This window comes from Brachybacterium tyrofermentans (assembly GCF_014897585.1).
In the GTDB taxonomy this organism is placed as follows: domain Bacteria; phylum Actinomycetota; class Actinomycetes; order Actinomycetales; family Dermabacteraceae; genus Brachybacterium; species Brachybacterium tyrofermentans.
Map to the genome: position 1 here is coordinate 1 of NZ_JABUXW010000005.1, position 24,813 is coordinate 24,813.

Annotated in this window: 25 protein-coding genes and 1 riboswitch; of the genes, 9 read left to right on the plus strand and 16 right to left on the minus strand. The window is 71.9% G+C overall.

The genetic code is table 11. The features are described from left to right. The first annotated feature begins 564 nt into the window (after positions 1–564). Positions 565–1,707 carry an MFS transporter gene (locus INT49_RS04545; RefSeq protein WP_193116543.1) on the plus strand — a complete coding sequence of 381 codons (1,143 nt, stop codon included), beginning with the start codon at positions 565–567 and terminating at the stop codon, positions 1,705–1,707. 133 nt (positions 1,708–1,840) lie between these two features. On the opposite strand, the gene INT49_RS04550 is transcribed toward INT49_RS04545, so the two are convergent. After that, entirely contained in the window at positions 1,841–2,113 is a 273-nt protein-coding gene (locus INT49_RS04550) for an HPr family phosphocarrier protein (protein ID WP_193116544.1), read from the minus strand. Positions 2,114–2,487: 374 nt separating this feature from the next. On the opposite strand from INT49_RS04550, the gene INT49_RS04555 reads away from it, so the two are divergent. Continuing rightward, a complete protein-coding gene (locus INT49_RS04555; RefSeq protein ID WP_193116545.1) occupies positions 2,488–3,165 on the plus strand; it encodes a TetR/AcrR family transcriptional regulator in 678 nt (225 codons plus the stop codon). A gap of 2 nt (positions 3,166–3,167) precedes the next feature. On the opposite strand, the gene INT49_RS04560 is transcribed toward INT49_RS04555, so the two are convergent. Together INT49_RS04560 and dps are read right to left on the minus strand one after the other, a co-directional pair. Continuing rightward, complete coding sequence (locus INT49_RS04560; RefSeq protein WP_193116546.1) at positions 3,168–4,529, minus strand: M20/M25/M40 family metallo-hydrolase; 1,362 nt, start codon at positions 4,527–4,529, stop codon at positions 3,168–3,170. Positions 4,530–4,695: 166 nt separating this feature from the next. Next, the gene (gene dps, locus INT49_RS04565) at positions 4,696–5,187 is read right to left on the minus strand and encodes a DNA starvation/stationary phase protection protein Dps (RefSeq protein ID WP_193116547.1); all 492 of its coding nucleotides are present in this window, start codon (positions 5,185–5,187) and stop codon (positions 4,696–4,698) included. 177 nt (positions 5,188–5,364) lie between these two features. Between dps and INT49_RS04570 the strand changes: the two genes are divergently transcribed. Next, positions 5,365–6,231, plus strand: a complete 867-nt coding sequence (locus INT49_RS04570) for a hypothetical protein (protein ID WP_193116548.1) — start codon at positions 5,365–5,367, stop codon at positions 6,229–6,231. A gap of 72 nt (positions 6,232–6,303) precedes the next feature. Here the strand turns inward: INT49_RS04570 and INT49_RS04575 are convergent, their stop codons facing one another. From INT49_RS04575 to INT49_RS04585, 3 genes are all read right to left on the minus strand, one after another. Beyond that, entirely contained in the window at positions 6,304–7,296 is a 993-nt protein-coding gene (locus tag INT49_RS04575; protein ID WP_193116549.1) for a PadR family transcriptional regulator, read from the minus strand. 206 nt (positions 7,297–7,502) lie between these two features. Continuing rightward, entirely contained in the window at positions 7,503–7,973 is a 471-nt protein-coding gene (locus tag INT49_RS04580) for a SufE family protein (protein WP_193116550.1), read from the minus strand. Beyond that, positions 7,970–8,875 carry a sulfurtransferase gene (locus tag INT49_RS04585; protein ID WP_193116551.1) on the minus strand — a complete coding sequence of 302 codons (906 nt, stop codon included), beginning with the start codon at positions 8,873–8,875 and terminating at the stop codon, positions 7,970–7,972. Before INT49_RS04585 ends, INT49_RS04580 begins: the two co-directional genes overlap by 4 nt. 145 nt (positions 8,876–9,020) lie before the next feature. Here INT49_RS04585 and INT49_RS04590 point away from each other — a divergent pair, with 145 nt between their 5' ends. Together INT49_RS04590 and INT49_RS04595 are read left to right on the plus strand one after the other, a co-directional pair. Further along, the gene (locus INT49_RS04590; protein ID WP_193116552.1) at positions 9,021–9,443 is read left to right on the plus strand and encodes a VOC family protein; all 423 of its coding nucleotides are present in this window, start codon (positions 9,021–9,023) and stop codon (positions 9,441–9,443) included. A gap of 175 nt (positions 9,444–9,618) precedes the next feature. Further along, positions 9,619–10,983 carry an alkaline phosphatase family protein gene (locus INT49_RS04595; protein ID WP_193116553.1) on the plus strand — a complete coding sequence of 455 codons (1,365 nt, stop codon included), beginning with the start codon at positions 9,619–9,621 and terminating at the stop codon, positions 10,981–10,983. Here INT49_RS04595 and INT49_RS04600 read toward each other — a convergent pair. Genes INT49_RS04600 through INT49_RS04620 form a run of 4 tightly spaced genes read right to left on the minus strand, consistent with a single transcriptional unit; the run spans position 10,940 to position 14,941 of the window. Continuing rightward, positions 10,940–11,761, minus strand: a complete 822-nt coding sequence (locus INT49_RS04600) for an inositol monophosphatase family protein (RefSeq protein WP_193116554.1) — start codon at positions 11,759–11,761, stop codon at positions 10,940–10,942. The two genes, INT49_RS04595 and INT49_RS04600, sit on opposite strands and share 44 nt — an antisense overlap. Before the next feature lie 45 nt (positions 11,762–11,806). Beyond that, complete coding sequence (locus tag INT49_RS04605) at positions 11,807–12,877, minus strand: asparaginase (protein WP_193116555.1); 1,071 nt, start codon at positions 12,875–12,877, stop codon at positions 11,807–11,809. Beyond that, a complete protein-coding gene (locus INT49_RS21010; RefSeq protein ID WP_226849748.1) occupies positions 12,874–13,650 on the minus strand; it encodes an SRPBCC domain-containing protein in 777 nt (258 codons plus the stop codon). Before INT49_RS21010 ends, INT49_RS04605 begins: the two co-directional genes overlap by 4 nt. Before the next feature lie 40 nt (positions 13,651–13,690). After that, positions 13,691–14,941, minus strand: a complete 1,251-nt coding sequence (locus INT49_RS04620; RefSeq protein WP_193116556.1) for a methyltransferase domain-containing protein — start codon at positions 14,939–14,941, stop codon at positions 13,691–13,693. Positions 14,942–15,022: 81 nt separating this feature from the next. Beyond that, positions 15,023–15,139: riboswitch (SAM riboswitch) on the plus strand. A gap of 27 nt (positions 15,140–15,166) precedes the next feature. Here INT49_RS04620 and INT49_RS04625 point away from each other — a divergent pair. After that, entirely contained in the window at positions 15,167–16,276 is a 1,110-nt protein-coding gene (locus INT49_RS04625; RefSeq protein ID WP_193116557.1) for a hypothetical protein, read from the plus strand. 72 nt (positions 16,277–16,348) lie between these two features. Here INT49_RS04625 and INT49_RS04630 read toward each other — a convergent pair whose 3' ends face one another. Further along, the gene (locus INT49_RS04630) at positions 16,349–16,816 is read right to left on the minus strand and encodes a DUF3817 domain-containing protein (RefSeq protein ID WP_193116558.1); all 468 of its coding nucleotides are present in this window, start codon (positions 16,814–16,816) and stop codon (positions 16,349–16,351) included. 103 nt (positions 16,817–16,919) lie between these two features. On the opposite strand from INT49_RS04630, the gene INT49_RS04635 reads away from it, so the two are divergent. Beyond that, complete coding sequence (locus INT49_RS04635) at positions 16,920–17,564, plus strand: GOLPH3/VPS74 family protein (RefSeq protein ID WP_193116559.1); 645 nt, start codon at positions 16,920–16,922, stop codon at positions 17,562–17,564. A 3-nt stretch (positions 17,565–17,567) separates the two neighbouring features. Here INT49_RS04635 and INT49_RS04640 read toward each other — a convergent pair whose 3' ends face one another. The 3 genes from INT49_RS04640 to INT49_RS04650 form a co-directional block, all read right to left on the minus strand. Then, on the minus strand, positions 17,568–17,972 hold the full coding sequence (locus tag INT49_RS04640) for a hypothetical protein (RefSeq protein WP_193116560.1): 405 nt from the start codon (positions 17,970–17,972) through the stop codon (positions 17,568–17,570). A 9-nt stretch (positions 17,973–17,981) separates the two neighbouring features. Next, the gene (gene hrpB / locus INT49_RS04645; protein ID WP_193116561.1) at positions 17,982–20,600 is read right to left on the minus strand and encodes an ATP-dependent helicase HrpB; all 2,619 of its coding nucleotides are present in this window, start codon (positions 20,598–20,600) and stop codon (positions 17,982–17,984) included. Between the two features lie 141 nt (positions 20,601–20,741). Next, positions 20,742–21,341 carry a hypothetical protein gene (locus INT49_RS04650; protein WP_193116562.1) on the minus strand — a complete coding sequence of 200 codons (600 nt, stop codon included), beginning with the start codon at positions 21,339–21,341 and terminating at the stop codon, positions 20,742–20,744. 637 nt (positions 21,342–21,978) lie between these two features. On the opposite strand from INT49_RS04650, the gene INT49_RS04655 reads away from it, so the two are divergent. Then, positions 21,979–22,518, plus strand: coding sequence for a type II toxin-antitoxin system HicA family toxin (locus tag INT49_RS04655; RefSeq protein ID WP_226849749.1), 540 nt, complete (start codon positions 21,979–21,981; stop codon positions 22,516–22,518). Between the two features lie 274 nt (positions 22,519–22,792). On the opposite strand, the gene INT49_RS04660 is transcribed toward INT49_RS04655, so the two are convergent. Then, a complete protein-coding gene (locus INT49_RS04660; protein WP_193116563.1) occupies positions 22,793–23,473 on the minus strand; it encodes a MerR family transcriptional regulator in 681 nt (226 codons plus the stop codon). Positions 23,474–23,620: 147 nt separating this feature from the next. Here INT49_RS04660 and INT49_RS04665 point away from each other — a divergent pair, with 147 nt between their 5' ends. Then, a complete protein-coding gene (locus INT49_RS04665; RefSeq protein ID WP_193116564.1) occupies positions 23,621–24,136 on the plus strand; it encodes a DUF2306 domain-containing protein in 516 nt (171 codons plus the stop codon). On the opposite strand, the gene INT49_RS04670 is transcribed toward INT49_RS04665, so the two are convergent. Continuing rightward, positions 24,082–24,708: a DUF4352 domain-containing protein gene (locus INT49_RS04670; protein WP_193116565.1), complete on the minus strand. Its 627-nt coding sequence runs from the start codon at positions 24,706–24,708 to the stop codon at positions 24,082–24,084. The genes INT49_RS04665 and INT49_RS04670 overlap by 55 nt on opposite strands. Between the last annotated feature and the right edge of the window lie 105 nt (positions 24,709–24,813).

The window sequence follows — 24,813 nt, forward strand, 5'->3', positions numbered from 1 at the left end:
GAGTAGGTCGCCGCCGGACATCTTTGTGGGAGTGGGAGTGAGCTTGAGACCCGTGTGGGTTTCGTTCCTCCCACTCCCTTTTTTTGTGCCCGAAACCAGGGCGTTCGCAGCGGCCCGGAGCGAGTGCCGGCAGCAGGCTGCTCTCGTTGGGAAGCCGTGCATCGGTGCGTGGATAGCGTGACTGCTGATGCCGAGATTGCGTGGAGAGCGTGACCGCTGATGTGGAGATCAGGTAGGTACCCAGCGCAGTCCCAGTACTGGCTCAGGATGATGCCGGGTGCAGGATCTCGTAGCGCACGGTGTGCCGGATGGACCGCAGTGTCGAGGTGCAGCTGAGCATGGTGCGTCGGTGGCGTGGTGATGTGACGGATTCACTGGTGGTCAGGACTGCCGCCATCGTGGATCCTGCACCATGCTTGAGACATGTCGAGCTGCCCGCCGGAGACCTGTGACGCCCCCACCCCTGGAGCGGACACCCCAGCTGCGGGCATCCCCGCAGTGGAGTCACCTGCTTCCAGTACACCTGCTTCGAATAGACCTGCAGCGCCACGGCACAACCCGGTGGTGATCGCGCTCGCGCTGTCCGCCGGGACTGCCGCGCTCGTGAGCGCAGAGTTCCTGCCCGCCGGCGTGCTGCCGGGGATGGCCCGCGACCTCGGGGTGACCGAGGGGCGCGCAGGCCTGACCCTCGCGGCGACAGCGCTCGCGGGGGCCGTGACGGCGCCCACCATCGCCTCCGTGCTGCCGCGTGCCGACCGGCGCACGGTGCTCCTGGTGCTGCTGCTGCTGCTGGCGGTCATCTCCAACATCGTGGTGGCGATCTCCCCGAGCTTCGGGATCGTGCTGGTCTCGCGACTTCTCCTGGGTGTGGCGATCTCCGGATTCTGGTCCTTCGCCCTGTCCGTCGGGGTGCAGGTGACCGGACGCCCAGCACTCGTGTCCACGACGGTGGCGGTCGGCACCAGCATGGCCACCGTCATCGGAGTGCCGGTGTCCTCCGTGCTCGGCGACATCATCGGGTGGCGAGCTGTCTTCGGAGCAGCCGCGGTGCTGACGCTGATGGCCGGCGCCGTGCTGTGGCGTCTGCTTCCCCCCGTCCCTGCTCAGCAGGGTGCCGGGCTCGCCATGATGCGCGCGGTGCTGGGGAACCGTCGGCTGGTCGCGGGGGTCGTCGTGATCTTCGTGGCCGCCTTCGCGAACTTCGTGGCCTATCCCTACATCCGTGTGGCGATCGAGGCGATCGACGCCTCGATGGTCGCGGTGCTGCTTCTGGGCTGGGGCCTCGGGGGCCTGGCGGGCAATCTCGCCGCCGGCTATCTGTCCCGCTGGCTGCGCTGGGCCGCAACGGCCGGGCCGGCGATCCTTGCGATCGCCCTCGCCGCCCTGGCGGGGACGCAGGGGAGCGCGCTGCTTGCCATTGCGGTCGTGATGTGGGGCTTCGGGTTCAGCATGGTGCCCGTGACCACGCAGCTGTGGGTCTCGGCGATCGAGCCGCGTCGCGTCGAATCAGCCGTGGGTCTCCAGGTGACCGCCTTCCAGATCGCGATCATGAGCGGTTCCGTGGTGGAAGGGTCCTGGTCGATCAGCAGGGACCGCCTGCAGCGATGCTCATGGGCGCCGTCGCCGCAGTGCTCGCCACGATCGGCTTCGCCTCCCTGCGGATCATCCCGCGGGTTTCGTGAGCATCGCCTGAGTGCTGAGTGCTGAGTGCTGAGTGCTGAGTGCTGAGCGTTGAGCGTTGAGCGTTGAGCGCTGACGGAGAAAGCAGTCGGCCGACGAGCTCACGGCAGCGGCCAGATGGTCCCGCCCGCTCACTACTGGTCGAGTGCTCCGCGTCGCCTCAGAAGTCCTCGTCGAGGTTTCTCTCGAGCAGTGCGGCCAGAGCATCGAGTGCGGCGTCGGCGCCATCACCCTCGGCGCGCAGGATGACCTCCTCGCCGTGGTCCGCGTTCAGCGTCAGGATCATGAGGATGCTCGAGGCTCGGACAGGTGCGCCACCGGACTTCTCGATGGTGACGGCGACCGGCTGCTCGCTCGCGGCCTGGGAGAAGATCGCGGCGGGGCGGGCATGGAGCCCGCTCGTGCTCGCGATCCTGACAAGACGTTCTGGCATCGTGGGTGCCTTTCTGGACGGTGCGACCACCAGCGTATCGCCGGGATGGCCCTCCTTGTGACCCGCGAACGGGCGATCCCGTGCAGAGGTGTGCACGCATCGAGCGCCCGTCCGTCGGGTTACCGGAGAGAAACCGAACAGATGCGCAGAATAGTCGCGCGACGCCGGGGCGAGCCGTGTAGCGTTCTGCATGTTCCGTCAGGGGTGGCGCGACGTCCCGAGCGCGGCGCGTCGGCATCTTCGGTGGTCACCGCGCGATCAGCGCAGCACGGGAGCCTGTGGCGGGCAGGTCGCGGGGACTGTGACAGACGTCGGTCGGTCCACAGTGCAGAGCCGGTGGGTGGCTGCCCATTCACGAGTGTTACCATCTGTTCATGCCCAGCACAGAAGGTCGTGCACCGGATCCGCGGCCTGCACGCACACGCGCGGCGATCTTCGCCGCGGCCAGAGACCTCAGCGCCACGGATGGCGAGGTCACGGTCAACGCCCTGGCGCAGCGCGCCGGAGTCAGCCGCGCCGCGTTCTACAGCCATTTCTCCGGTCTCGATGATCTGATGGCAGCGATACTCGGGACGATGTTCGACCTCCAGCTCGAGCGCGCCACGAAGCTGGCGGCCGAGGGTCGCAGCATCCAGGAGCTGGTGCAGTCAGCCGCAGCGACGATGGTGGCCTATGTCGATCGGCATCAGGCGTTCCTCCGGGGCGGTCTGGAATGGAAGTTCTCCCACCGCACCTACCTGATCCTGGTGACGACCCTCTCCGACCTCCACGTCGTCGCCCTGGAGCAGCTGGGCGACACAGTGCCCGCGTATCTGCCGCTGCAGCAGACGGCACGGTACTTCGCCGGTGGCTCCCTGGACGTGCTCGCCCAGTGGCTCGTCGAGTCCGAGGAGGACGCGCGCGCCGGCAAGGAGGTGGACAGCTTCCATCTGACGGTCGCCCTGCTGCGGCTCCTGCCCAGCTGGTACACGGGCCTGCTCCCCGAGGACCCGATCCCGGAGGATCTGGTCGACGCCGACCTCTTCGCCGACAGCCTCGATACCGAGGACTGAGCTCAGCAGTCCCGCGCCAGGCGCAGCAGCACCCGGGCGCCGAAACGCACCGCGTCCACGGGTACTCGTTCGTCGACCCCATGGAAGAGCGGCGCGAAGTCCAGGTCCTCGGGCAGCTGGAGCGGTGCGAAGCCGTACCCGGTGATGCCGAGCTCCCGATACAGAGCCTTGTTGTCCGTGCCGCCGCTCAGGCAGTACGGCAGCACCTCGGCGCCCGGATCCTCCGCCTGGATCGACTGCGTCATGACGCTCATCAGCGCCGAGTCACGGGGGGAGTCCACAGAATTGCCGATGTGGTCGATGACCACCTCGACGTCCTCGCCTGCCAGCTCCTCGAGCAGGGCGAGCAGCTCGTCCTGATGGCCGGGGAGGAAGCGGGCATCGAAGGTCGCCTCGGCTGTCTGCGGGATGACGTTGCCCTTGTACCCGGCGCTGAGCATCGTCATGTTGACGGAGTCGCCCAGGGTCCCGGAGACGAACTGGCGCGCCCCGCCCAGCAGCGGGAGGAACGCCTGGATGTCCTGCTCGTCCCAGCCCACGCCGGTGATCTCGGTGACCCCGTCGAAGAGGTCCTTCACGCTCGCGATGAACTCCAGCGGGAACACGTGCTCGTCGATCGCGGCGATGGCACGGGCCAGGCGCACGATGGCGTTCTCCTCGTTGGGGACGGAGCCGTGCCCCGCTCGGCCGATGGCGCGCAGCCGCCCCCAGGCCAGGCCCTTCTCGGCGGTCTGCACGAGGTACGCGCGCACGTTCTCGCCGGTGCCCCTCTCGGGGAGCGTGATGGAGTAGCCGCCCACCTCGCTGATCGCCTCGGACATACCTGCGAACAGCTCCGGTCGATGCTCCACCATCCAGCCGCTGCCCCAGACGCCGCCGTTCTCCTCGTCGGCGAAGAACACGAACAGCAGGTCGCGGGGCGGAACCTGGCCCGTGCGGGCGAGATGCCGCGCCAGCGCGAGGATCATGCCGACCATGTCCTTCATGTCCACGGCGCCGCGACCGTAGATCATGCCGTCGTGGATCTCCGCGCCGAAGGGATCCACGGACCAGTCCTCCGCGCGGGCCGGCACGACGTCGAGATGCCCGTGGATGATGAGCCCGCCACGATCGCGGTCCTCGCCGGCCATGCGCACGAAGACACTGGGGCGGCCGGGCGCGGATTCGTGCACTTCCGGCTCCAGGCCCACCTCGCGCAGCTTCGCCACGACGTAGTCCGCGGCTTCGGTCTCGCCCACGCCCCAGGTCGCGGGATCGTTGCCCCCGAAGTTGGTGGTGTCGATCCGGATGAGCTCACGGGTGAACTGGACGGCTTCATCCTGCAGCACGGTGAGCTCGTCGGCGCTCGGGTCGGCGATCGGCATGCCGGGTCCTCCTCGGGGTCGGGCCTTCACCGTACTCGGCAGGTCAGGAGCCCCGCGCCGATGCCCGCGCCGTGACCCCCGGTGTGTTCTGCGCCGTGATCGGCAGCGCTGGGGAGCAGGCGCGGGCGGTGGCCCGGCCGGAGGCGGAGCACCAGCCGGGCGGGGGTCAGCTCTGCGAGCCCTCGAGGTGCGCCCGCATGAACCACTGGAACTTCTCCAGGCCTCGGGTCTGCTCGATGAGGATGTCCTCCGTGAGCGGATCCAGCTCGCCGGCCAGGGTGATCGCCTTCCGGTTCGACGCGATGATCCCGGTGTAGACCTCGTCCAGGGCGCGCAGGTGATCCTGGGTGTCGGCCTTGCCGAGGGTGTAGTCCGTCCAGCCGCGCTCGGCGACGAGGCGGCCCGGGGTGCCGACGGGGGAGGCGCCCAGCTGGGCGATCCGCTCCGCGAGGTCGTCGGTGAAGCCGCGCACCTCCTCGACCTGCGGGTCGAGCATCTCGTGGACGGCGATGAAACGAGGCCCGGTGACGTTCCAGTGCGCGTGCTTGAGCGTGAGGTGCAGGTCGTTCATCGCGTGGAGCCGGTCCTGCAGGGACTCCACGAGGCGCAGGGAATCGTCGGCTCCGAGTCCGGGAACGGTATAGGCGAGGTCAGCCATGTCGTCTTCTCCTTCAGGTCGGGTGCGGTGATCGTCCACCGATCGTCGTCCCCTTCAACGGGAAAGGGAAGGGGGTTGTTCCGTGTCGGTCTACCGCCTGGTTGTTCTGCTCGTGGTGCTCGGGCGGGGCCACCTCCGTACGATGGGTACGATCCTGACCCCACCGGAGGTGCGCCCATGAAGCCGATCGACTCGATCCGTGAACGGCTCTCGGCCGTACCGGAGGCGGTGCGTCAGCGAACTGACACCTCCTCGGCCCACTCCCGCCTCCTCGCCGATGCCCGCGCGGTGATCCCTGACCTGCCGCGCACCGCAGATTCCGGTCATCTGGTCCGGGCGGCGCGTCGGCTCGTGCGCCGCGCGGCGCAGGACGAGTTCGCGCGCGAAGGGGTCACCCAGGTGCGACTGCCCGAGGAGCGGGGGAGGATCGAGCTGCGGCGGGCCGATGTGCCGGGCGAGGCCAGTTTCCACGCCTTCGTCGAGGACCTGCTGCTCGCGCTGGACTTCGCGCCGAGCCCGCTCGAGCGGGATGACGCGATGGAGCTGCGTCGTGCGCCGACGTCCTCCGACCAGTACGGTCTCTCCCCGGAGGTCGCCGCGGATCTTGCGTCCTTCCTGCTGGGGAAGGCCTTCGAGCTCGACCCGGAGGAGCAGGATCTCGACGCCTTCTTCGCCGAGCGGGCCGAGCTGCTCCGTGACGATGTGCGGGGCACGCTCGTGCGACAGGTGCGGGTTCCGCTCGAGCTGAAGGTGGCGCTGGACCGGCACGAACTGATCGAGAACGGGAAGGGCCCTGCCGCGGGGTTCGAGGGGCCCGACGTCGAGGGCTTCGCGTCGCCGAGAGGTGGGCCGGGGGACGAGGACGCCACGGAGGAGGAGCGGCGCAGCTTCGCGCAGCGAGCCCAGGCCGCCTTCGACTTCGCCCAATCCGAGGCGGGACGGACCGCCTTCGGCATGCTGCGCACCGGCGCGGAGAAGGCCTACTGGAAGTACGGCCAGGGCGAGGGCCGCGGCCCGACGCCCAAGGGTCCCCCGAAGCGCTGAGCGTCGGCGGTCCGGACCCTCACGGCCCGAGCCGTCACGATCCGGACCGTCCCGCTCCTGCGGCCCCGTGCGTCACGACTGCGCCGACGGCGACTCATCGGCCGACGCGCCCCTGGCAGTCCCGGTTTCCCCGGCTGCCCCGCCTTCTGCGGCATCTGGACCGGCTTCCGGTCCGGCGGGCGGATCCGTCTGCGTCGACTGCGAGGCGGCCGACGGGCCGGCGAGGATCGTGTAGAGGCAGCGGCGGGCCTCCTCGAGGAGCGTGGCGGCCTCGCGGACCTGCGAGTCCGTCCCGGTCCGGGCGACCTCCCGCAGAGCGCCCATCAGGCCATGGCCGAGCTCGCGCAGGTCGATGACCTCGTCGTCCACCGAATGCGCGGCCGCCGGGAATGGATCGGTCCAGGACGAGGAGTTCTCCTCGACATGGGTCCGTCCGGCTTCGGTGAGGCTCGCGAGCTTGCGTCCGCCGCTCTTCTCCGTGGCGACGAGACCCTCGTCCTCCAGCTGGGAGAGGGTGGGGTAGATGGCGCCGGGGCTCGGGCGCCAGCGGCTTCCGGTGCGCTCGGTGATGGTCTGCATCAGCTGGTAGCCGTGCATCGGCTCCTCGGCGAGGAGCAGGAGCACCGCGGTGCGCACGTCCCCACGGGGAGCACGGTGAGGCCCGCGGCCGCGGCGATCCGGGCCGCCCCCGCGTCGGCCCGGACCGCCGCGGCGATCGGGGCCGAACCCTTCGGGGTCGCGCCCGCCGGGACCGAACCCGCCGGGACCGAACCCGCCGGGACCGAACCCGCCGGGTCCGAATCCGCGGGGGCCGAAGCCCCTCGGGCCGCCGCCCCCGAAGCCTTCGGGTCGGAACCCGTCCGGGTCGAAGCCCTCGGCGTCGGACCTGCCGCGGTCGGGGTCGTCGGGGCCTCGTCGGCCGCGACCTCCCCGCCCACGCCCACGGCGCTCGGGCCCGCCCTCGGCGGGATTCTCGGCGCCATAGGGCCCGTCATGGCGCCGGCGGTCGGCGCGGTCGATGTTCTCCCCGAAACGGGGGTGATGGTGGTCGTGATGGCGTCGCATGGTGCGACCCCCTTCCTGTCGAAGTGCTATCACGATATATCGTTATGTATCGCGTGGCAAGAGAGAGCGGGCTCGCCCGCGATCCATGAGATCGAGAGAGGCCCCCGGAGCGCCGGCCACGCCCCGGCGCGGTCCCGGCAGTCAACGCACTGCGGCGCCGGTCCCAGAGTGGGGTCCGGCGCCGCAGCGGAGATCGTCTCAGCAGGTCAGAGGCCGGCCTTCAGGCGCAGCTGCCGCTTGATGCGGGCGAGCATGCCCGCCATGCCGTTCAGCCGCAGCAGGCTCACCACCTCGGCGAGACCCAGCGCGCCGGTCACGGTGTCCGGGGTGTCGAGCACCTCGCCCACCGTGCGACCGTCGAGGGCCTCCGCGAGGATCGAGGCGAAACCGCGCGTGGTCGGGGCCTCCGGCGGGGCGGAGAAAAACAGTCGGGCGGTCGCCTCGCGACCGGAGCCCTCCACCTCGGTCACCAGGAAGATCGGCGACTGGCACTCCGGGACCGGTTCGAGCAGCTCGGGGTGCTCGGCGTAGCGCGGCGGCAGCTCCGGCAGATCGTTGGCGAACTCCAGCAGCAGCTGCAGACGATCCCGGCCGGTCAGGGCATGGAAGTCGTCGGCGATCTCGGCGAAGGCCGCCGGCAGCTCGGCGCCGTCGGCGGGGGTCGATCCGGTGCTCATCGGGCAGGGACCTCCCCGGGCTCGGTGCCGACGGTGATGGGGAGGCGCACGGCATTGCCCCACTCGGTCCAGGAGCCGTCGTAGTTGCGCACGTCCTCGAAGCCCAGCAGGTAGCGGAGCACGAACCAGGTGTGCGCGGAGCGCTCGCCGATGCGGCAGTACGCGATCACAGGGGCTGCGGTGTCGAAGCCGAGCTCCTCGCGGTAGATCGCCTCGAGCTCGGGGCGCGACCTGAAGCGGCCGTCCTCGGCGGCCGCGCGGGCCCACGGCACCGAACGGGCCGACGGGATGTGCCCGCCGCGCACGGTGCCCTCCTGCGGATAGTCGGGCATGTGGGTGCGCTCGCCGGAGAACTCCTGCGGGGAGCGCACGTCGATCAGCTGCCCGCCCAGGAAGTCCAGGACGTCCTCGCGGTAGGCCCGGATCGGGGCGTCGTCCCGCTGGACGACCGGGTAGCCGGTGGTGGCCGCCGGGGCGCCGTCGGCCGACGTCGTCATCTCGCGGCCCTCGGCCTGCCAGGCGGCGCGGCCGCCGTCGAGCAGGCGCACGTCGGCGTGACCGAAGAGCTCGAAGACCCACAGGGCGTAGGCGGCCCACCAGTTCGACTTGTCGCCGTAGACCACGACGGTGGTCTCGCGCGTGATCCCGGAGGCGTCCATGAGCTTCGCGAAGCCCTCGCCGTCGACGTAGTCACGGGTCACCTGGTCGTTGAGATCCAGGTGCCAGTCGACCTTCACAGCACCGGGGATGTGTCCCGTCTCGTAGAGCAGCACGTCCTCGTCGGATTCGACGACGACCAGCCCGTCGGTGCCGAGGTTGTCGGCGAGCCACTGCGTGGTCACGAGCTTCTCGGGGTGGGCGTACTCCTGCAGGGCAGGGGTCGGATCGGCAGGAACGGTCATGGAGACACCTCTCGAACGCTGGTTGGACTGCGGTCAGTCTGTCACCGGTGCACGGACCATGGGGAATCGGGAACTGCGCTGGGAGCGTACGGGGCGCGGGTGCCGGGCCCTTCCCTCGGAGTGCGTCAGCTCCTACGGTGGCCCCATGGAGAACCTGGAGCAGGAACCCATCACCCCGAAGCTCGACCTGATCGTGCTGGACTGTCCCGATGCGATGGAGCTCGCGACGTTCTACGCGAAGCTGCTGCGCTGGCGCCTGGAGGAGGGATCGGACGCCGACTGGGCCACGCTCTCCCCGCCGCGCGGCGGCCTCACCCCCGAGAACCCCGACGGCGAGGCCACCCTCGCCTTCCAGAAGATCGACGACTACCAGCGGCCCACCTGGCCCGGCGGCACCCACCCCCAGCAGTTCCACCTCGACTTCGCGGTGCCGGACATCGAGGCGGCAGAGCCCCGGGTCCTCACCCTCGGCGCCGCTGTGCACGAGCACCAGCCCTCGGGCTCGGGCAGCTTCCGGGTGTACGTCGATCCGGCCGGGCATCCGTTCTGCCTCGTCCACGGGGCGTGACCGCGCCGGCAGACGTTGGGCCGTCGAGCCGCTGAGCGGGTCTCGCCGGGACGGGCGGGCGATGAACGGGAACGTCGGCCGAATTCCCGCGCGGTTCACCTCCGCGCCGCCGGCGGGTGGCCGCTCGCGCCTAGCGTGGCAGTGCTTCCACCGCCCCCGCCACCAGGAGCTCCTCGTGACCAGGACCGTCCCCACCGCCGATACCTCCTCCACCCCGCCCGCCGGGAGCCCGCGCGATTCCCGTCGGCTCGTGGTGATCTCGGTGGACGCCATGAGCGTGGTCGATGTCCCCTTCGCCCGCACGCTGCCGAACTTCTCCCGGGTGCTCGCCGGCAGCTGGGGGAGCGCCGAGGCGATCTACCCGACGGTGACCTACCCCAACCACACCTCGCAGACCACCGCCCGCACCGCCGCCGGGCACGGGATCTACGCCAACGAGCTCGTGCAGCCCGGGTCGCGCCGCCCCGACTGGTTCTGGGACGCCCGCGCGATCGCGGCGCCGACGATCTTCGACCTCGCGGCCGCGCAGGGACTCACCTCGGCGACCGTCGGCTGGCCGGTCACCGGCTGGTCCCCGTCCATCGACATCGCGGTCCCGGAGATCTGGGACCCGGCGGGTCTCGAGGCGACCCTCGCCGTGCTCCGTGACGCCGCCTCCGAGCGGGGCCGCGCCTACGTGGACGCCCACGCCGCCGAGATCGGCTGGGACTCGAAGCATCGCTTCGGCCAGTTCAACACTGCGGTGGCCGTGGACATGATCCGCACCGACGCGCCCGACGTGCTGTTCGTGCACCTGGTGGATGTGGACTCCGCGCGCCACACCACGGGCCGCTTCACCCCGGAGGTGCGCGAGGCCTTCGAACGGGTCGACGGCTGGATCGGGGAGATCCTCGATGCGCTCGAGGAGTCCGGGGTCGCAGAGGACGCCAACGTCGCGATCGTCTCCGACCACGGGCATGTCGAGGTGGGACGCTGCCTGCGGGCCAACAACCTGCTGGTCCAGGAGGGGCTCGTGCGGCTGGACGACTCGGGCGAGGTCGCCTCCTGGGACGCCTGGGTGCACGGCTGCGGGCTCACCGGCCAGCTCCACCTGAACCCCGAGGCCGAGGAGAGCGCACAGGACAGGGTGCTCGACCTCGTGGACCGCTGGGTCGCGGATCCGGAGATCCCGATCGCCGCTTTCCACCCGCTGGCGGACATGCGCGAGGACTACGGCTACTCAGGTCCCTTCCTCGGCGTCCTCGAGGGCACCAGCGGCACCAACTTCCAGAACCTCTGGGAGGGCCGCTCGCTCTACGGGCGCTTCGACGACGACTACACCTTCCTCCTCAGTCAGCACGGACATCTGCCCGAGCAGGACATCCAGGCTGTGTTCGCCATGGTCGGGCCCGACATCGTCGAGGGCGGGAAGTTCTCCCGCTGCACCGTCCCGGATGAGGCGGCGACCTTCGCCCACCTGCTGGGCCTGCAGTTCCCCGAGGCCGACGGCGCCGCGGTCAGCGAGATCCTGCGCGAGCCGGCTCTGTCCTTGGCACGGTGACCCCGAGGAGGGCGTCGAGCTCGCGCACGGTCTGCGGCTTCCCGACCACGATCAGCTCCCCGGTGGGGTCGGTGCGCAGCTCACCGCCGGACTCGACGGCGATCAGGGTGCCACCCACGCGGTCCCAGATCTCGTTGCGATAGGCGACCATCGCGCCGAGATGGCCGGTGGCCAGCAGTCCCCAGTCCGAGGACGGCGCCCAGCTGCGCAGCACCCGCTTCGTGCCGCGTTCGAGGACGGCGAACAGGACGTTGCGCCGCGCGTCGTCGTGCCCGGTGTCGTACCCCTGGGTGAAGGCGATCGTGGTGCGGTCCAGGGGATCGGCGGCGCCGAGGTCCAGGCGGCGCGGCTCGTCGGCCTCGCCGTGGGAGAGCCAGGCGCCCTGCCCGGCGATCGCCCAGCAGGTGCGGCGGCGCGGGGAGTCGTGCACCACCGCCATCACCGGCTCCTCGCCCTCGCACAGGGTGATGCACACGCCGAACACGTCCAGGCCGAGGACGTAGTTGTTGGTGCCGTCCAGCGGATCGATCAGCCAGCCGTAGCGTGCTCCGGACCCGGCGCCCTGCTCGCCCTCCTCCTCGCCGAGGATCGCGTGCTCGGGGTAGTGCTCGCGCAGCACGGCGACGATCCGCCGCTCCGCCTCGCGATCAACATGGGTGACGAGGTCCGAGCCGGCGCCCTTGGCCTCGACCTGGGCGCTGTCGTGCTCGGCGACGGCGAAGTCGCCGGCCTGGCGGGCGAGGCCGATGGCGAGTTCTGCTGCGCTGCGAAGATCCACTCGTCGACAGTAGCGGGGCGCGCGGGGAACCGCTGAGAGAACGCGCTAGGACGCGTAGGCCGAGAACTCCGCGCGGATCGCCTCGGCGGGCGCCTCCTCGGCGAGCAGCCCCTGCAGCAGCAGGCGGGCCTTGGCGGGCGGCAGGAGGCCGGCCATGATCGCGCCGGCGTCCAGCAGATCGACCTCGCTGCCCGGATAGGCGTAGTGGTGGGTGGAGGTGCCGCCGGAGGCGATGCGGGTCGCGACCACCACGGGCACGCCTGCTTCCAGCAGTCGGCGCAGGCGGGGCATCGCGGCGGGGGAGACGTGCCCCATCCCGACCCCGGCGATCACCAGCCCGGTGACGGACCCGGAGGGCAGATGGTCGAGCAGCTCGAAGTCGTCGTCCAGCCCGGCCATGAGCGTGGGGACCGACGGCAGGTGCGCGGAGGGAGCCACGGCGGACAGTCGTGCGACGCGTTCCGGCAGGGCCTGCAGGAGCCGCAGCTCGGCGCCGTCCACGAGGGCGAGCGGGCCCGACGGGGCGGAGGCGAAGGCCGAGACCGACCGCGAGGAGGCCTTTGTGACCTGGTCTGCCAGATGCACGTGCGCGTCGAACACCACGAGCACGCCGGCGCCTCGGGCCGACGGGTTCGACGCCGTGCGCACGGCATCGTGGAGATTGGCGGGGCCGTCGGCTCCCAGGGCGCTCGCCGGTCGCATCGCCCCGGTGAGCACCAGCGGCGCCTCGCGGTCCCAGTACCTGTTCAGGAAGAACGCGGACTCCTCGAGGGTGTCGGTGCCGTGGGTGAGAACCACCCCGTCGGCGCCGCCGTCGACCGCCTGCCGAGCCCGCTGAAGCACCTCGGCCAGATGACGTGGCCGGACATCGGAGGAGGAGACGTTCGCGATCTCATGCGCGGTGAGCTCCACCCCGTCGATCAGGGTGCTGGCCAGGCGCTCGCCGGCGTCGGCATCCGGGGCGGCGTGGCCGCCGTCGGCGCCCTGGGTCATGAAGATCGTGCCGCCCAGGGTCAGCAGGGTCACGGCCGACGGGGCGGGGGGCTGGGTGGCGGACGGCCGGGTGGCGGAGGGCGGCGCAGTGGAGGCGCCGGGAGCGCGGGACGTGCTGGTCACGACAGGTCCGGCTCCTCGCCGAGGTAGAAAGCGGCGGTGCGCACGGACGCCTTGCGGGCCGGCTTCTTGTCGGACCCGGAGGCGGCGTGCGCCTCGTACCAGGCGTCGGCCGTGGCGCGCGTGAACTCGGCGCCCTCGGGGGAGCCGGCGAAGGCGCCCAGATCTCCCATCAGATCGACCGACGGGTCCTGGAGGTGCAGGGCCAGCGCGTACAGCGCACCGTCCCAGCCGCAGCCGGTCGCGGCGGGCCCGAAGGTCGCCCAATGGGCGTCGGCCGGGACCGTGTGGCGCAGCTCGAAGCGGGTGCGCGGGCCTGCGGGGCTCGCGGCCTCGGTGCCGGAGTCGGCGTCGGCCGTCGCAGCAGGCTCAGCCGCATCCGCATCCGCATCCGCATCCGCATCCGCATCCGCATCCGCATCCGCATCCGCGGTCGTGCTCTCGGCGTCCTCCACCGGAGTCACCAGCAGCTCCATCTCGCTGGAGCTCGCACCGATCTCCCAGGTCAGGAGCAGCCGGTGCGGGGCGTCGGCGGTGAGCACGGTGCCGCGGGTCTCCATATCGGGCAGCTCGAAGGTGCCGCCCTCGACCGCCTCGCCGCTCGCCCGTCCGAACCACACCTCGAGGTGGGAGCCGATGGTCAGGGCCGACCACAGCTCCTCGGGATCCGCGGAGAAGGTCTGCGCGAGGGAGACGGTGTTCCCGTTCTTGGCGGGCGTGACGGTACGGGTGACCTCGGTCAGCTGGGACTCGGGGGTCGGGGCGGGGGATGTCATGGGGCGTGCTCCTTCGTCGGCGGGGTTGTGGACCACTGTGTCAGGTCGTGGGGGTGCGGCGCACTCGCACGATGACCTCGGCGTGCTCGGTGTGGGGGAACATGTCCACGAAGCGTCCGGCGGTGATGCGCAGCGAGGGCATCGCCGCGAGGTCGGCGGCAAGGGTGGCCGGGTTGCAGCTGGAATAGATCACGTCGGCCACGCCCGAGCCCTCGAGCCAGGCGGCCAGCTCGGAGCCGATGCCGCGGCGGGGTGGGTTCACGACCACGACGTCCGGCGGACCGGCCTCACCGGCGGCCTCCCGGATCGCCCAGGCGGTCGCGTCATCGGCGAGGAAGGTCGCGGGGATGCTCTGCGCGGCCGAGGCCTCGCGGGCGCCGTCGATCGCCTGCGCCGAGACCTCGACCCCGATGACGCGGGCCGCGGGCAGAGCGCGCGCGATGTGCAGGGCGAAGCCGCCCAGGCCGCAGTAGAGGTCCCAGATCCGCGGGGCGGGCGCCGTGCCGAGGTCGACGGAGGCGCCGGCGGGAGCGTCGGCAGGGGTGTCGGTGGCCGAAGGAGCGGCACCCTCGTCCAGGATCTCTCCGATCCAGGCCGCGGCCTGCCGGTAGAGGTCGCCGGCCACCTCCGTGTTCGTCTGGAGGAAGGACTGCGGGCGGGAGAACAGGGTGACGTCCCCGGTGCGCACGGCGATCGACTCGGCGCCGGCGAGGTGGATCTCCTGCTCGCCCTCGACCCTCGTGGTGTGGTCGGGGTGGATGTTCGCTGTGACCGCGACGACAGAGGGGTGCGCGGTCAGCAGGGCGGGCAGGTGCTCGCGGATCCGGCCCAGCGGCTTCTCGCTGCGCAGCACCAGGCGCAGCAGATGCTCTCCATCGGGAGAGGTGGTGACCAGGACGTTCTTGATCTCGCCGCGACGGCGGGTCACGTCATACGGCGGGACCTGCGCCCGACGGATCAGCACCTTCGCCCCCTCGAGGACCTCCTCGACCCCGCCGGGGTACAGCGGGCAGTCGCAGAGATCCGCGCTGAGCGCCTGACCGGGCAGGCCCAAAATCGGCTCCTGCGCGGTGCCGCCCACAGCCATCTTCCCGCGGGCGCGGAAGCCGGCCTCCGCGCCGACGATCGGCTCCTGCCAGGCGGCGCTCTCCATTTGCTGGTCGGCAGCCGCGAGATACGGGGCGAGCAGCGATTCGACGCGCTCGCGCCCCTCGGCGAGCTGACGGGGGCGGGGGAGGTCCAGGAGGGTGCACGACCTGCACTCCCCGGACTCGAAATGATGGCAGCGCACCCCCGGAGTCTACGAGGCGCGGAGGGATCGCGGTGCGCATGCCGGGTCGTCTGTCGGGACCCGGCGCTACTGTCGCAGACGGGTCACGAGACGCGGCTGCACTTCTTCGACAGAGGCCGCGCGGCAACCGGAACCGAACCCGGTGCCCGTCGAGGAAGACCCGGCCGGAGAGCACCCGCTCGTCCGGTCAGGAGGCCCGGACGGGCCACGTCGGAAGGCCGATCAATGCACCATGAGGACGAGACCGCTGCCCCTGCCGCCACCTGGCGCGACCAGCTGATCGAGCTGGACCTGCCGGGCGTCGGCCCGATCACCGCGTCCGCGGACCCGCAGCTGCTGCGCGACGCCGGCGATGTCGCACACACTGCCGGCGCAGTGCACGCCGCCGATGCCGCACACGCCATGGACGCTGCCGACTCTGTGCACGCCGCGGATGCCGCCGACGAGGTCGCCTTCCGGCGGAGGCAGCCCACGACCCCGCCCTCGGTGGAGACGGTTCGCTCGACGCTGCAGGCCAGGCCGCCGCTCGAGCTCGAGCACACCTGGCTGGTGCTGCCGGCGCTCGGGCCCGTGCTGCCCACGCTCGCCCCCGATGGCATGGTCGTCGCCGATGTCAGCGGGCGCGAGAGCCCCTTCGAGGTACGAGTGCGGCCGGCGGATGGCCCGGCGCGGCCCAGCCGGGAGGGCGCGCTCGCCGGGGCCCCGGTCGACGGGCGTCCGCGGTCGCCGCAGCCGCCCACGCGCACCTGGTTCCGTCGGCCCGTGGTCGCCGGGGCTCTGCGTCGCCGGGGCGGGCCGGTGGCGCTCGGCGCTCTCGTCGGCCCTCGCCGTGACTGGTTCGAACCGGCCGCCGCCGTGCGGGAGGATCTGCTGGCCGCGCATCCGGACCAGGCGCTCGAGCGGGCGCTGCTGATCGCGGTGGAGCACGGCCAGGCGGCGGTGCTGCGGATCGGGCCGGCCGGGCTGGACGTGATCCCCACCGGCTCCGATCCGCGGGTGCCGGCCCTGGAGGGTATCGAGCTGCTGGTCACGGCCCGGCCCGCGCAGTGCCCGCTGCACGGACGCGACGGCGAGGGGCCCTGCAGGCCCCTCGGCGGCCCGTGGATCCGAGCCTCGCAGGAGGCCCAGGTGATGTGGGAGGCGCGGCGGTCGCAGGCGCTCGCCGTGCAGGACTGCGGCGTGTGCTTCGGAGAGGCGCTGCCCCCGGAGCCCGATCAGCCGCGCGTGCCGCGCCTGGCGCCCCGCACCCCGGTGGTGGAGATCAGCAGGCTCCACCTGCGCGGCGGCGAGATGGTGCGGATCGATCCGATCATCCCGCCGCGCCGGAGACGCTGAGAGCGCCCCGGATCAGGAGACGGCACTCCGGATCAGACGAGCGTGCTCCGGATCAGAAGCGGCTGCTCAGGGTCAGGAGAACCACTGCGTGGGCGGGCCCAGCGACAGCAGCACGGAGAACACGATCGCTACCGCGACGATCGCGATCAGCCCGGCCGGGATCGGGCGGCGCAGCGCGAGGGAGACGACCTTCTCCAGCCCGTTTCGTCCCGGCTCTGCACGCAGCCGCCAGGAGTCGCCGAGCAGACCGCGGCGCATCGCCGAGCGCTCGAAGGGGACCGTCATGAACGGGATCACCGCAGAGCCGATGCCGAGCACCACATCCCGCAGCCTCCAGCGCTGATCGATCGCGACCAGCACCGTCACCACGAGATAGCAGAGGAAGGTGAAACCGTGCAGACCGCCGCCGATGCGCACCAGCACATCGGTCACGTCCAGCACGTACTTCAGGAGCATGCCCACGATCAGCAGGGTCCAGGTGACCATCTCTGCGAAGGCGAGCACGCGGTAGAGACGGGAGGGGGTGGAGAGCAGGCGCATGGGATCCATGGTGCCAGGGCCGCCTGGACCCTGCCCGAGGGTGGGGTGGCCCTCGACGATCGGCGGATGCCACTCGGAGGGCGCCCGCGGCCACACTGGAGCGATGACGACCTCGACGATCCCCGCAGAGCTCTTCCTGCTGCTGACCAACGACGCCGGCCGCCAGGACTCCACACAGTTCCGGAAGCAGGCGCTCGCGGCGGCAGCCGTCGTCGAGCTCACCCTGCGGGAGAAGGTCTCCCTGGACGAGGGTCGGAACCCGCACGTCGAGGTGGTCGACACCGCCTCCCTCGACATCGCCGAGCTCGACCAGGCTCTCGGCGCCCTCACCGAGCTCGACGGCAAGCGGATCAAGTCCGTGATCGGCCACCGCTGGATGGACCTCACCGAGGTGATCGGAGTGGGCTGGGCCGCCGCCGGCGCGATCGAGCGCAAGGACGGCTGGTTCCTGACCAGCTGGCCCACCCAGGACTCCTCGACCGAGGAGGAGCTGCGTACCCGACTGGTCGCCGCGCTCACCGATCCGGCACGCAGGAGTCTGCAGGACGCGATCCTGCTCGAGATGCTGCGCGCCCTCAAGATCGCACACCGCATCCTCAAGAACGACATCCCGGGCGTGAGCAGGCGGGAGCTCGACCGCACGATCACAGAGCTGCACGTCGACAGCCCGGCGACGGCGGCGGTCCGGCAGATCATCGACGACATGGCCGCGGTGATCACCGCCACGCAGGGGACGGCCGCCAGCTGAGAGTCAGCTCGCCTCGTCGAGGTACCCCAGTTCCCGTTCCTCGAGCTGACCCTCTGCCTCGCTGCGGAGCTGGGCGAAGGAGTCCTCGCACCCGATGATGACAACCTCGCCGTCACGCAGCGTCTGGGAGTGCTCGATGACGTAGCTGACCTCGTCGGCCTCGATCAAGAACGCTGGGATCCCCATGCCCGTGGGCGCCGCCGACGGATCGTCGTCGGCCTTCTGCAGACACTCCACGATGCTCGAGTAGGTGTCCCGATCCACGCGGATCGTTGGACTCTCCAAGCCGGAGTAGAGGCTCACGGTGACCTCTTCGCCCCGCAAGCCGCCGCAGCCGACGGCCAGCATCGCCATGCACACGACGGCGAGATGCTGGGCAGCACGCGGAACGGTCGACAGTGAGCGCATGGACGGATCCTATGCGCGCCCCATCGCCCGCTTCGTGCGGGAGGTGGCCGGCGCGGTCCACGGATCCTCCGGCCAGGGGTGCTTGGGGTAGCGGCCGCGCATCTGCTTGCGCACATCCTGGTAGGGGCCGTCCCAGAAGGATCGCAGGTCATCGGTGATCGCGAGCGGTTGCCGAGCGGGAGAGAGCAGGTGGAACAGCACCGGCACCCGGCCTCGCACCAGGCGCGGGGTCTCGGCGAACCCGAACAGCTCCTGCAGCTTCACGGCGACCACGGGGCGGCCGTCCTCGGCATCTGGCTCCGGATAGTCGATGCGTGCGCTCGAGCCCGACGGCACCGCGAGGCGCTGAGGCACCAGGGCATCGAGTTCGGAGGCCTCGGGCCAGGGCAGCAGGTGGCGCAGCCCGCCGGTCACGTCGACGGAGGACAGCTGGGTGGTGCGCGCGGAGAGCTGCGGCGCCAGCCACGTCTCCAGGGTCGCGAGCAGCGAATCCTCATCCATCGCGGGCCACGGGTCCCCGAGCTCGCGGCGCACCAGGGCCAGGCGGGCCCGCAGCGACCGTGCCGCGTCGTTCGCCGACAGCGCGGCCAGCCCGCGGGACCGCACATGGGCGAGCACCGCCGGCGCGGTATCCTGCGTCGTCGCACGGACAGGGGTCGAGGCCAGCTCGATCGCCCCGAGCGCGCGCCGCTCCCTCGCCCGCACGGTCCCGTTCTCCAGCACGGCGGTGCGTTCGTCGGCCAGCAGCTCCGCTCCGGCCAGGAAGGCATCCTCCTCGGACAGCGGGGAGGCCGTGCGGATCACGGCGCCGGTGCCGTCGGCCGCACGACCATCGGCCCGCTGCACCTCCCAGACCGCGAGCCAGCCCGCTCCCAGGAGTCCGCTGTTCTCCGGGAGAGCGGCCCGGGTGCCCGAGGCGAGCAGGTACGAGCGGGAGCCGTCAGCCGTGCGCCGGGCGATGCGCTCGGGTCGGGCCAGGGCGAGGATCGCGCCCGCCTGCTCGGCGGCGTCCGGGGAGGTCACGCGCCTCGCCCCGACAGCCTGGCCGCCGACGGCGTCGCGGGCGATGCGGGCCAGGCGGTCCCGCTCCCGGGCCCAGCGCTCCGTCCCAGGGGCCCGGCCGGCGCGGAGATCCTGCAGCAGACGGGGCAGATCGGCGCCGACGGGACGATGATCGTCGGAGACCGCGGCGACGACCTCCGCGGCGCGGCGGGCACCGTCACGGCCGGGCAGTCCGCGGGCGCCGTCGACGAGGGCGCGGGCCTCGCGCACCCCGATCGGCATGCGCGCCACGCGGGTCCCGGACTCCGTGGGCAGGCCCGCGTCGTCGACCAGGGACAGGGCGCGCAAGGTCCGGTCGGCGGCGGTGATCTCGGCGCGGGGAGGGGGTGTGAGCAGGGCCAGGCCCTCGCCCCGCGGGGTTCCCCAGCAGGCGAGCCACAGGGCCGCGTCGGTGAGGTCGACGCTCGTGATGTCCGGGGCCGACTGGGCGGGCATCCCGGCGAGATCCGAGGGCGCGAACACCCGCACCGCCCGGCCAGGACCCTGACGCGCGGCGCGGCCGGCGCGCTGGTCCGCCGCGGCGCGCGAGGCGCTGACCGTGACCAGGCCCGACATGTCCCGGCCGCGATCCCGTCGCACCTCGCGGGACAGCCCCGCGTCGACCACCAGGTGCACGCCCGGCACGGTCAGCGAGCTCTCCGCGATCGAGGTCGACACCACGATCCGCGGACTCTCGCCGGGCCGGCGCCCGCCGGTCGCCCGGTCCTGCTGGGCGGCGGGGAGACGGCCGTGGAGGGCGAGCACCTCGACGTCCTGGCTGCTGGTTCCCTCGCGGCCGCCGGTTCCGTCGCGGCCTCCGGCCACGCCGCCCACCAGCCCCTGCAGGCGGGCGACGACCTCGTCGACCTCGCGGGCCCCGGGCACGAACACCAGGGCGTCGCAGCCCGCCTCCCGCTGGGCACGGGCCGCGGTCCGGGCGAGATGGTCGAGGTACTCGCGGGTGATGCCGCGGGCATCGAGGCGCGGGGTGGGGGAGGGGGCGTAGTCCACCGCGAGGGGATGGAGCGCGCTGGGCACGTCCACGATCGGTGCGCCGTCGAGCAGGGCGGAGACCGCTCCCGCGTCGAGGGTCGCGGACATCGCTCCGACCAGCAGGTCCTCGCGCAGCTGGCGCACCTCGGCGAGCATCCCCAGCAGCAGGTCCGTCTCCAGCGAGCGCTCGTGGACCTCGTCGAGCACCACCGCGGAGACGCCCGGCAGGGCGGGATCGGCGAGCAGACGACGCAGCAGCACCCCGGGGGTGATCATCTCCAGGCGGGTCGAGCGGCCCACCTGTCGCTGCCCTCGCACCGTGAAGCCGACCGGTCCGCCCAGCTCGGTGCCTTCCAGGCCTGCGACGCGGCGGGCAGCTGCGCGCACGGCGACGCGTCGCGGCTGCGTGACCAGGGTGAGACCCTCGGCGAGGTTCGCGACCAGGGGCGGCACGAGGGTCGTCTTCCCGGTGCCCGGCGGCGCGGTGACCACCATCGCGCCGGTGCGGGCGGCCGCCTCGAGCTCCGCACGGGCCTCCGCGACGGGGAGGCCGGCCCCGATGGCGTCGAGGTCGAAGCGGTGCGGGGAGGTCATCGTCCCATCATGCCGTGCCGCAGGGAGCGGGACGACCGGGCCCCTAGCCCGTTGTCCCGTTGTCCAGTCGTCTGTCGTCCGCTCGTCCCGTGTCCCCGTGGTCGGCCTCTCGGCGCCGACTGCCCCCAGCGCCCGGTGACCTCAGTTGATGAGGTCGAACTCGACCTGATCGGTCTCCTGGCAGACGCTCGTCACCGAGATGGTCCATCCCTCCAGGGTGGCCGTCTCCCCGAGCGTGATGTCCTCGATCGGGCGGGGCTTCCCCTCGCCGAGGGTCGCGGTGAGCTGGGCGCTGTCGCCCGAGATGCCCGTGGCCTCGATCGCGAGGGTCTCGCCGCCGCGCTTCGGGAGATCAGGGGACGCGGCGCCGCCACCCACCTCGGCGAAGTAGGCGCCCTCGCCGGAGCAGGGATCCGGCGGCTCGAAGCCGTCCGGCGCCGGCGTCACCGCGAACGGCTCCTGGGGCACGGCGGCCGAGGACTTGCCGCCGCCGTCGGAGCTGCCCGTGACCACCGCGTCCTCGCCGCCGCCGTCGGATGCGGCACCCTCCTGCGAGGTGCCGCCGTCGGACGCGCCGGCGGCGGAGGAGCCGCCCGCATCGGAGGCCTCGGAGGCGGCGGGGGCGTCGGCCTGCTCGGGGTCCCCGGCATCGCTGCAGCCCGCCGCGAGCGCGGCGATCGCGAACAGGGCCCCGGCGAGACGAACGCGGGACGGACGACGAGTGGTGGCGCTGTTGGACACGCAGGACCTCACGGATGGAGCGATACGGACGGCCGCAAAGGTACTGGACGTCCCTGGCACGTGACACCATCGAGGGCACTCAGCGGACGGCCCGGGGACTGCCCGAGGACGGTCCGGGGACTGTCTGAGGGCGGTTCGCGGACACCCCGGGACGCGGCCGGGGCATGACCGGAGAATGAGCCGCGCAGACGGCTGACGGAACGACGGGGACGGAACAGGAGGAGCGATGGGCTCGACGAAGAAGCGCATGCCGGCCCCTCGGGCCCGCGCGGATCGTCAGCAGGCCGCTCGAGCCGAGACCTCGACCCCCTCAGCCCCTCCCGCCCCGTCGGCCCCGTCGGCCTCGTCGACCCCGGGCCCGCCGACGCCCCGCCTCCTGGGCGGGCGCACCGACCCTGCGCGTTCGGTGCGTCCCGTCGATTGGACCGCCACCGGCCGGCGCTCCTCTCCGCCCGTCTCCGAACCGTCCCCAGGCCGCACTGGCCGCTCCGGATCCTCGGGGCCCTCGGAACCGGCGGAGCGATCTGGACAGTCTCGGCGATCTGAGCCGCAGGGGTCTCCGTCCGACGTTCTGCCGCATCGTGGGACCCGGCGCCTCGACCCGCCCCGGTCGCCCGCGGCCCCGCCGCCGGACGCCGTGCATACCCTCGCCCCCGAGGATCCCCGCCCGCTGCCTCGCCCGTTGCGGGTCATCGACGAGGAGATCCGCGCCGTGGGCATCGCCGGCCTGACCACCGCGCAGATCGTGGAGGTCGTCGCCGATCCGGAGGATGCCTGGACGGCGGACGCCGGCGCGAGCGACCACTTCCTGCGCGGCCCCCTCGTGGTGCAGGTGCGACGGGCGGACAACGCCGTGATCGGTGCCTTCTCCGCGCGGTACGCGCTCTCGGTGCGCCCCGACGACTACGAGCCGGCACTCGACATCGCCGAGGACGCCGCCGGGCCGAGCGCTCGTGGCGGGAAGGGAACCCGGCACCCCACCTCGCGCCGCGAGCTGCTGCGACGGATGGAGTCTGCGGGCTTCGTGGTCACCCCCGGGTCGACCCATGGACGGGTGACGCATCCGGATCACCCCGGTCTGCTGGTGCCCTTCGCCTCGACGCCCTCGGATCGTCGCTTCACCCGGCACGCCGTGGCGCAGATCCGCCGTGTGTTCGGGATCGATCTGCGGCACTGAGTCGCTCTGCGAAGCACTGAACGAAGCCGAACGACGCTGAGCGGGGCGGGACGGCGCCGAACGACGCTGAGCGGTGCGGGCGGTGAGCCTGTGCGTCGGGCGATGGGCCCGGACGAGAAAGTGCCCCGGCTCGTCCCCACGAGCCGGGGCCATCCCTTTCCCCCGCGTCCCCGGAATACTGGAGTTCCGCTTCCTCCTCAGTCGGCGGTTCCTCCGGTGACGCGTTGAGACGAGTACACACGCCCTCCCGGAAAAAGCTCTGCGTTGGCGCTGGTCATTCGCTGGGAGTCGCGCTGGCCTGCACACTCAGCGACGTGTGCCCGAGGGCGCGCAGCACCTGGACCAATCGGTCGAACGCGATCGTGCCGGCCACCGCGCGCAGCACGATGACGTCGTCCGACGGGGGAGGGGCGTCCTCGTCCCCGCCCCCGTCCCCGTCGCGGAGGAAGTCCACCTCCCTGCGCGCGATCGCCGCCATCGGCACCGCATAGCGCTGCAGGGTGTCCGGATCGGCGGGCATCTCCCAGCCCTCGAGCGTGTGCAGCAGGTCATCCAGCGCGCGGCGCGGCACCGAGTCGACGTCCGGCCAGTCCAGCCGGTCCAGGAGCGTCGCGACCGACGGATGCTCCGGCCTCGCCGACCCGGCCTCGTCGCCCTCCGCCTCCGCGGCGCCCGGAGCGGCACCCAGCGCGATCGCCTGGGCCTCCTCGAGCGCGCGGATCACGGGCGCCTCCGGATCATCGAGCAGCTGGGTGAGACGGCGGATCCGCGCTATCGGGGCGTCGGCGATCTCCCGCAGGACCTGGATCAGCTGGAGCCGCTCCAGATGAGCCGGCCCGTACTCCTGCCGAGTGGCGGTGAGGCGCTCGCCGGCGGGCAGCAACCCCTCGCGTCGGTAGTACTTGATCGAGGCCGCGCTGCATCCGCTCGCGACCGACAGCTCATGCAGCAGCATCCGGGCCCCCTCTCGTGCACCGGCGCACAGGTGCGTCCGTGCATCCGTGCACTTCCGTCGTTCTGGATGGTGCGACGTCTGGATAGCGCGACGACCGGTGACTATCTTGATGGCGCCGCTATGGATAGTCACACTATCGTGCGTGCCATGGACGCCTTCACATCGGTCATCTTCGTGCATGCCCTCGCGGCCCTGTACGTGCTCCTGCTGGGTCCGCTGCAGATCCTGCGACGGCGGCGCGACCGGGCCCACCGGATGCTCGGCACCACCTGGGTGGTGGCGATGCTGGTCGTGTGCGGTTCGAGCTTCGGCATCATGCCGGACGGCTTCTCCTGGCTGCACGGGCTGTCGCTCTGGACGCTGCTGTGCATGGTGCTCGCGATCGCCGCGATCCGCCGGGGGAACGTCCCCACCCATCGCGGCTTCATGGTCGGTTCCTACCTCGGCACCCTCACAGCCTTCGCCTTCGCGGCTCTGGTGCCGACGCGCCTGATCCCGCAGCTGCTGCGCAGCGAACCGCTGGTGGCCGGGGTGACGGTGCTCGCGGTGGCCGCGACGATCGCGGTCTTCGCGACGCTCGTGATCCGTGCCGTTCCCCCGGCCGAGGTTCAGGTGAGCGGGAGCTCGATGGCTTCGCCGCCGGTGCCGACGGGGTCGGAGTAGCTCACGGACTCCAGCACGGTGTCCTCGCTGACGTCGACGTAGACATCCGCCGTGGCCGTCTCCCCGGGGGCGATCTGCGGGCCACTGGTGGAGAAGGCCCCGTAGCGCAACTCATAGGTCGAGCCGTCGTCGCCGTGGAAGAGGAAGTTGTCGAGGTCCAGGCCGATCGTCTCGTCTCCCTCGTTTTCGATGGTGACGGTGGTGCCCACGAACTTCCCGTTCTTCGAGGTCAGCTTCTCCCCGTCGGCGTCGAGCGTGGTCCCTTCTCCGGTGCCCGAGGCCGACAGCGTCACGAGGGCGCCGTCGGCGGGATCCGCGGTGGGCTCGAGCGTCGGGTCATCGGTAGGGTCATCAGTGGGCTCACCCGTCGGATCCTCGGCGGGATCGTCGGTCGGCTCCTGCGTGGAGGTCGGCGGCGCATCGTCCGGCCCCTGGGCCAGGAAGTAGATTCCGGTTCCACCGCCGACGAGCACGAGCATCGCGAGGAGCGCGCAGCCACAGCCGAGGGCGACGACCAGGGGCGTGCGGCTCGTCCTCTGCCGTGTGCTCGGGATGCCAAAGGGGGTGTTCATGCTGATGACCTCCGGGTCGGGGGCACGTTGAGGTGCGTCGTCGGAAGCGGAGCTCCTGCGCCGCGTGTGGAATCACCGTAAGCGGGCGTGGAGCGGACGGCGATG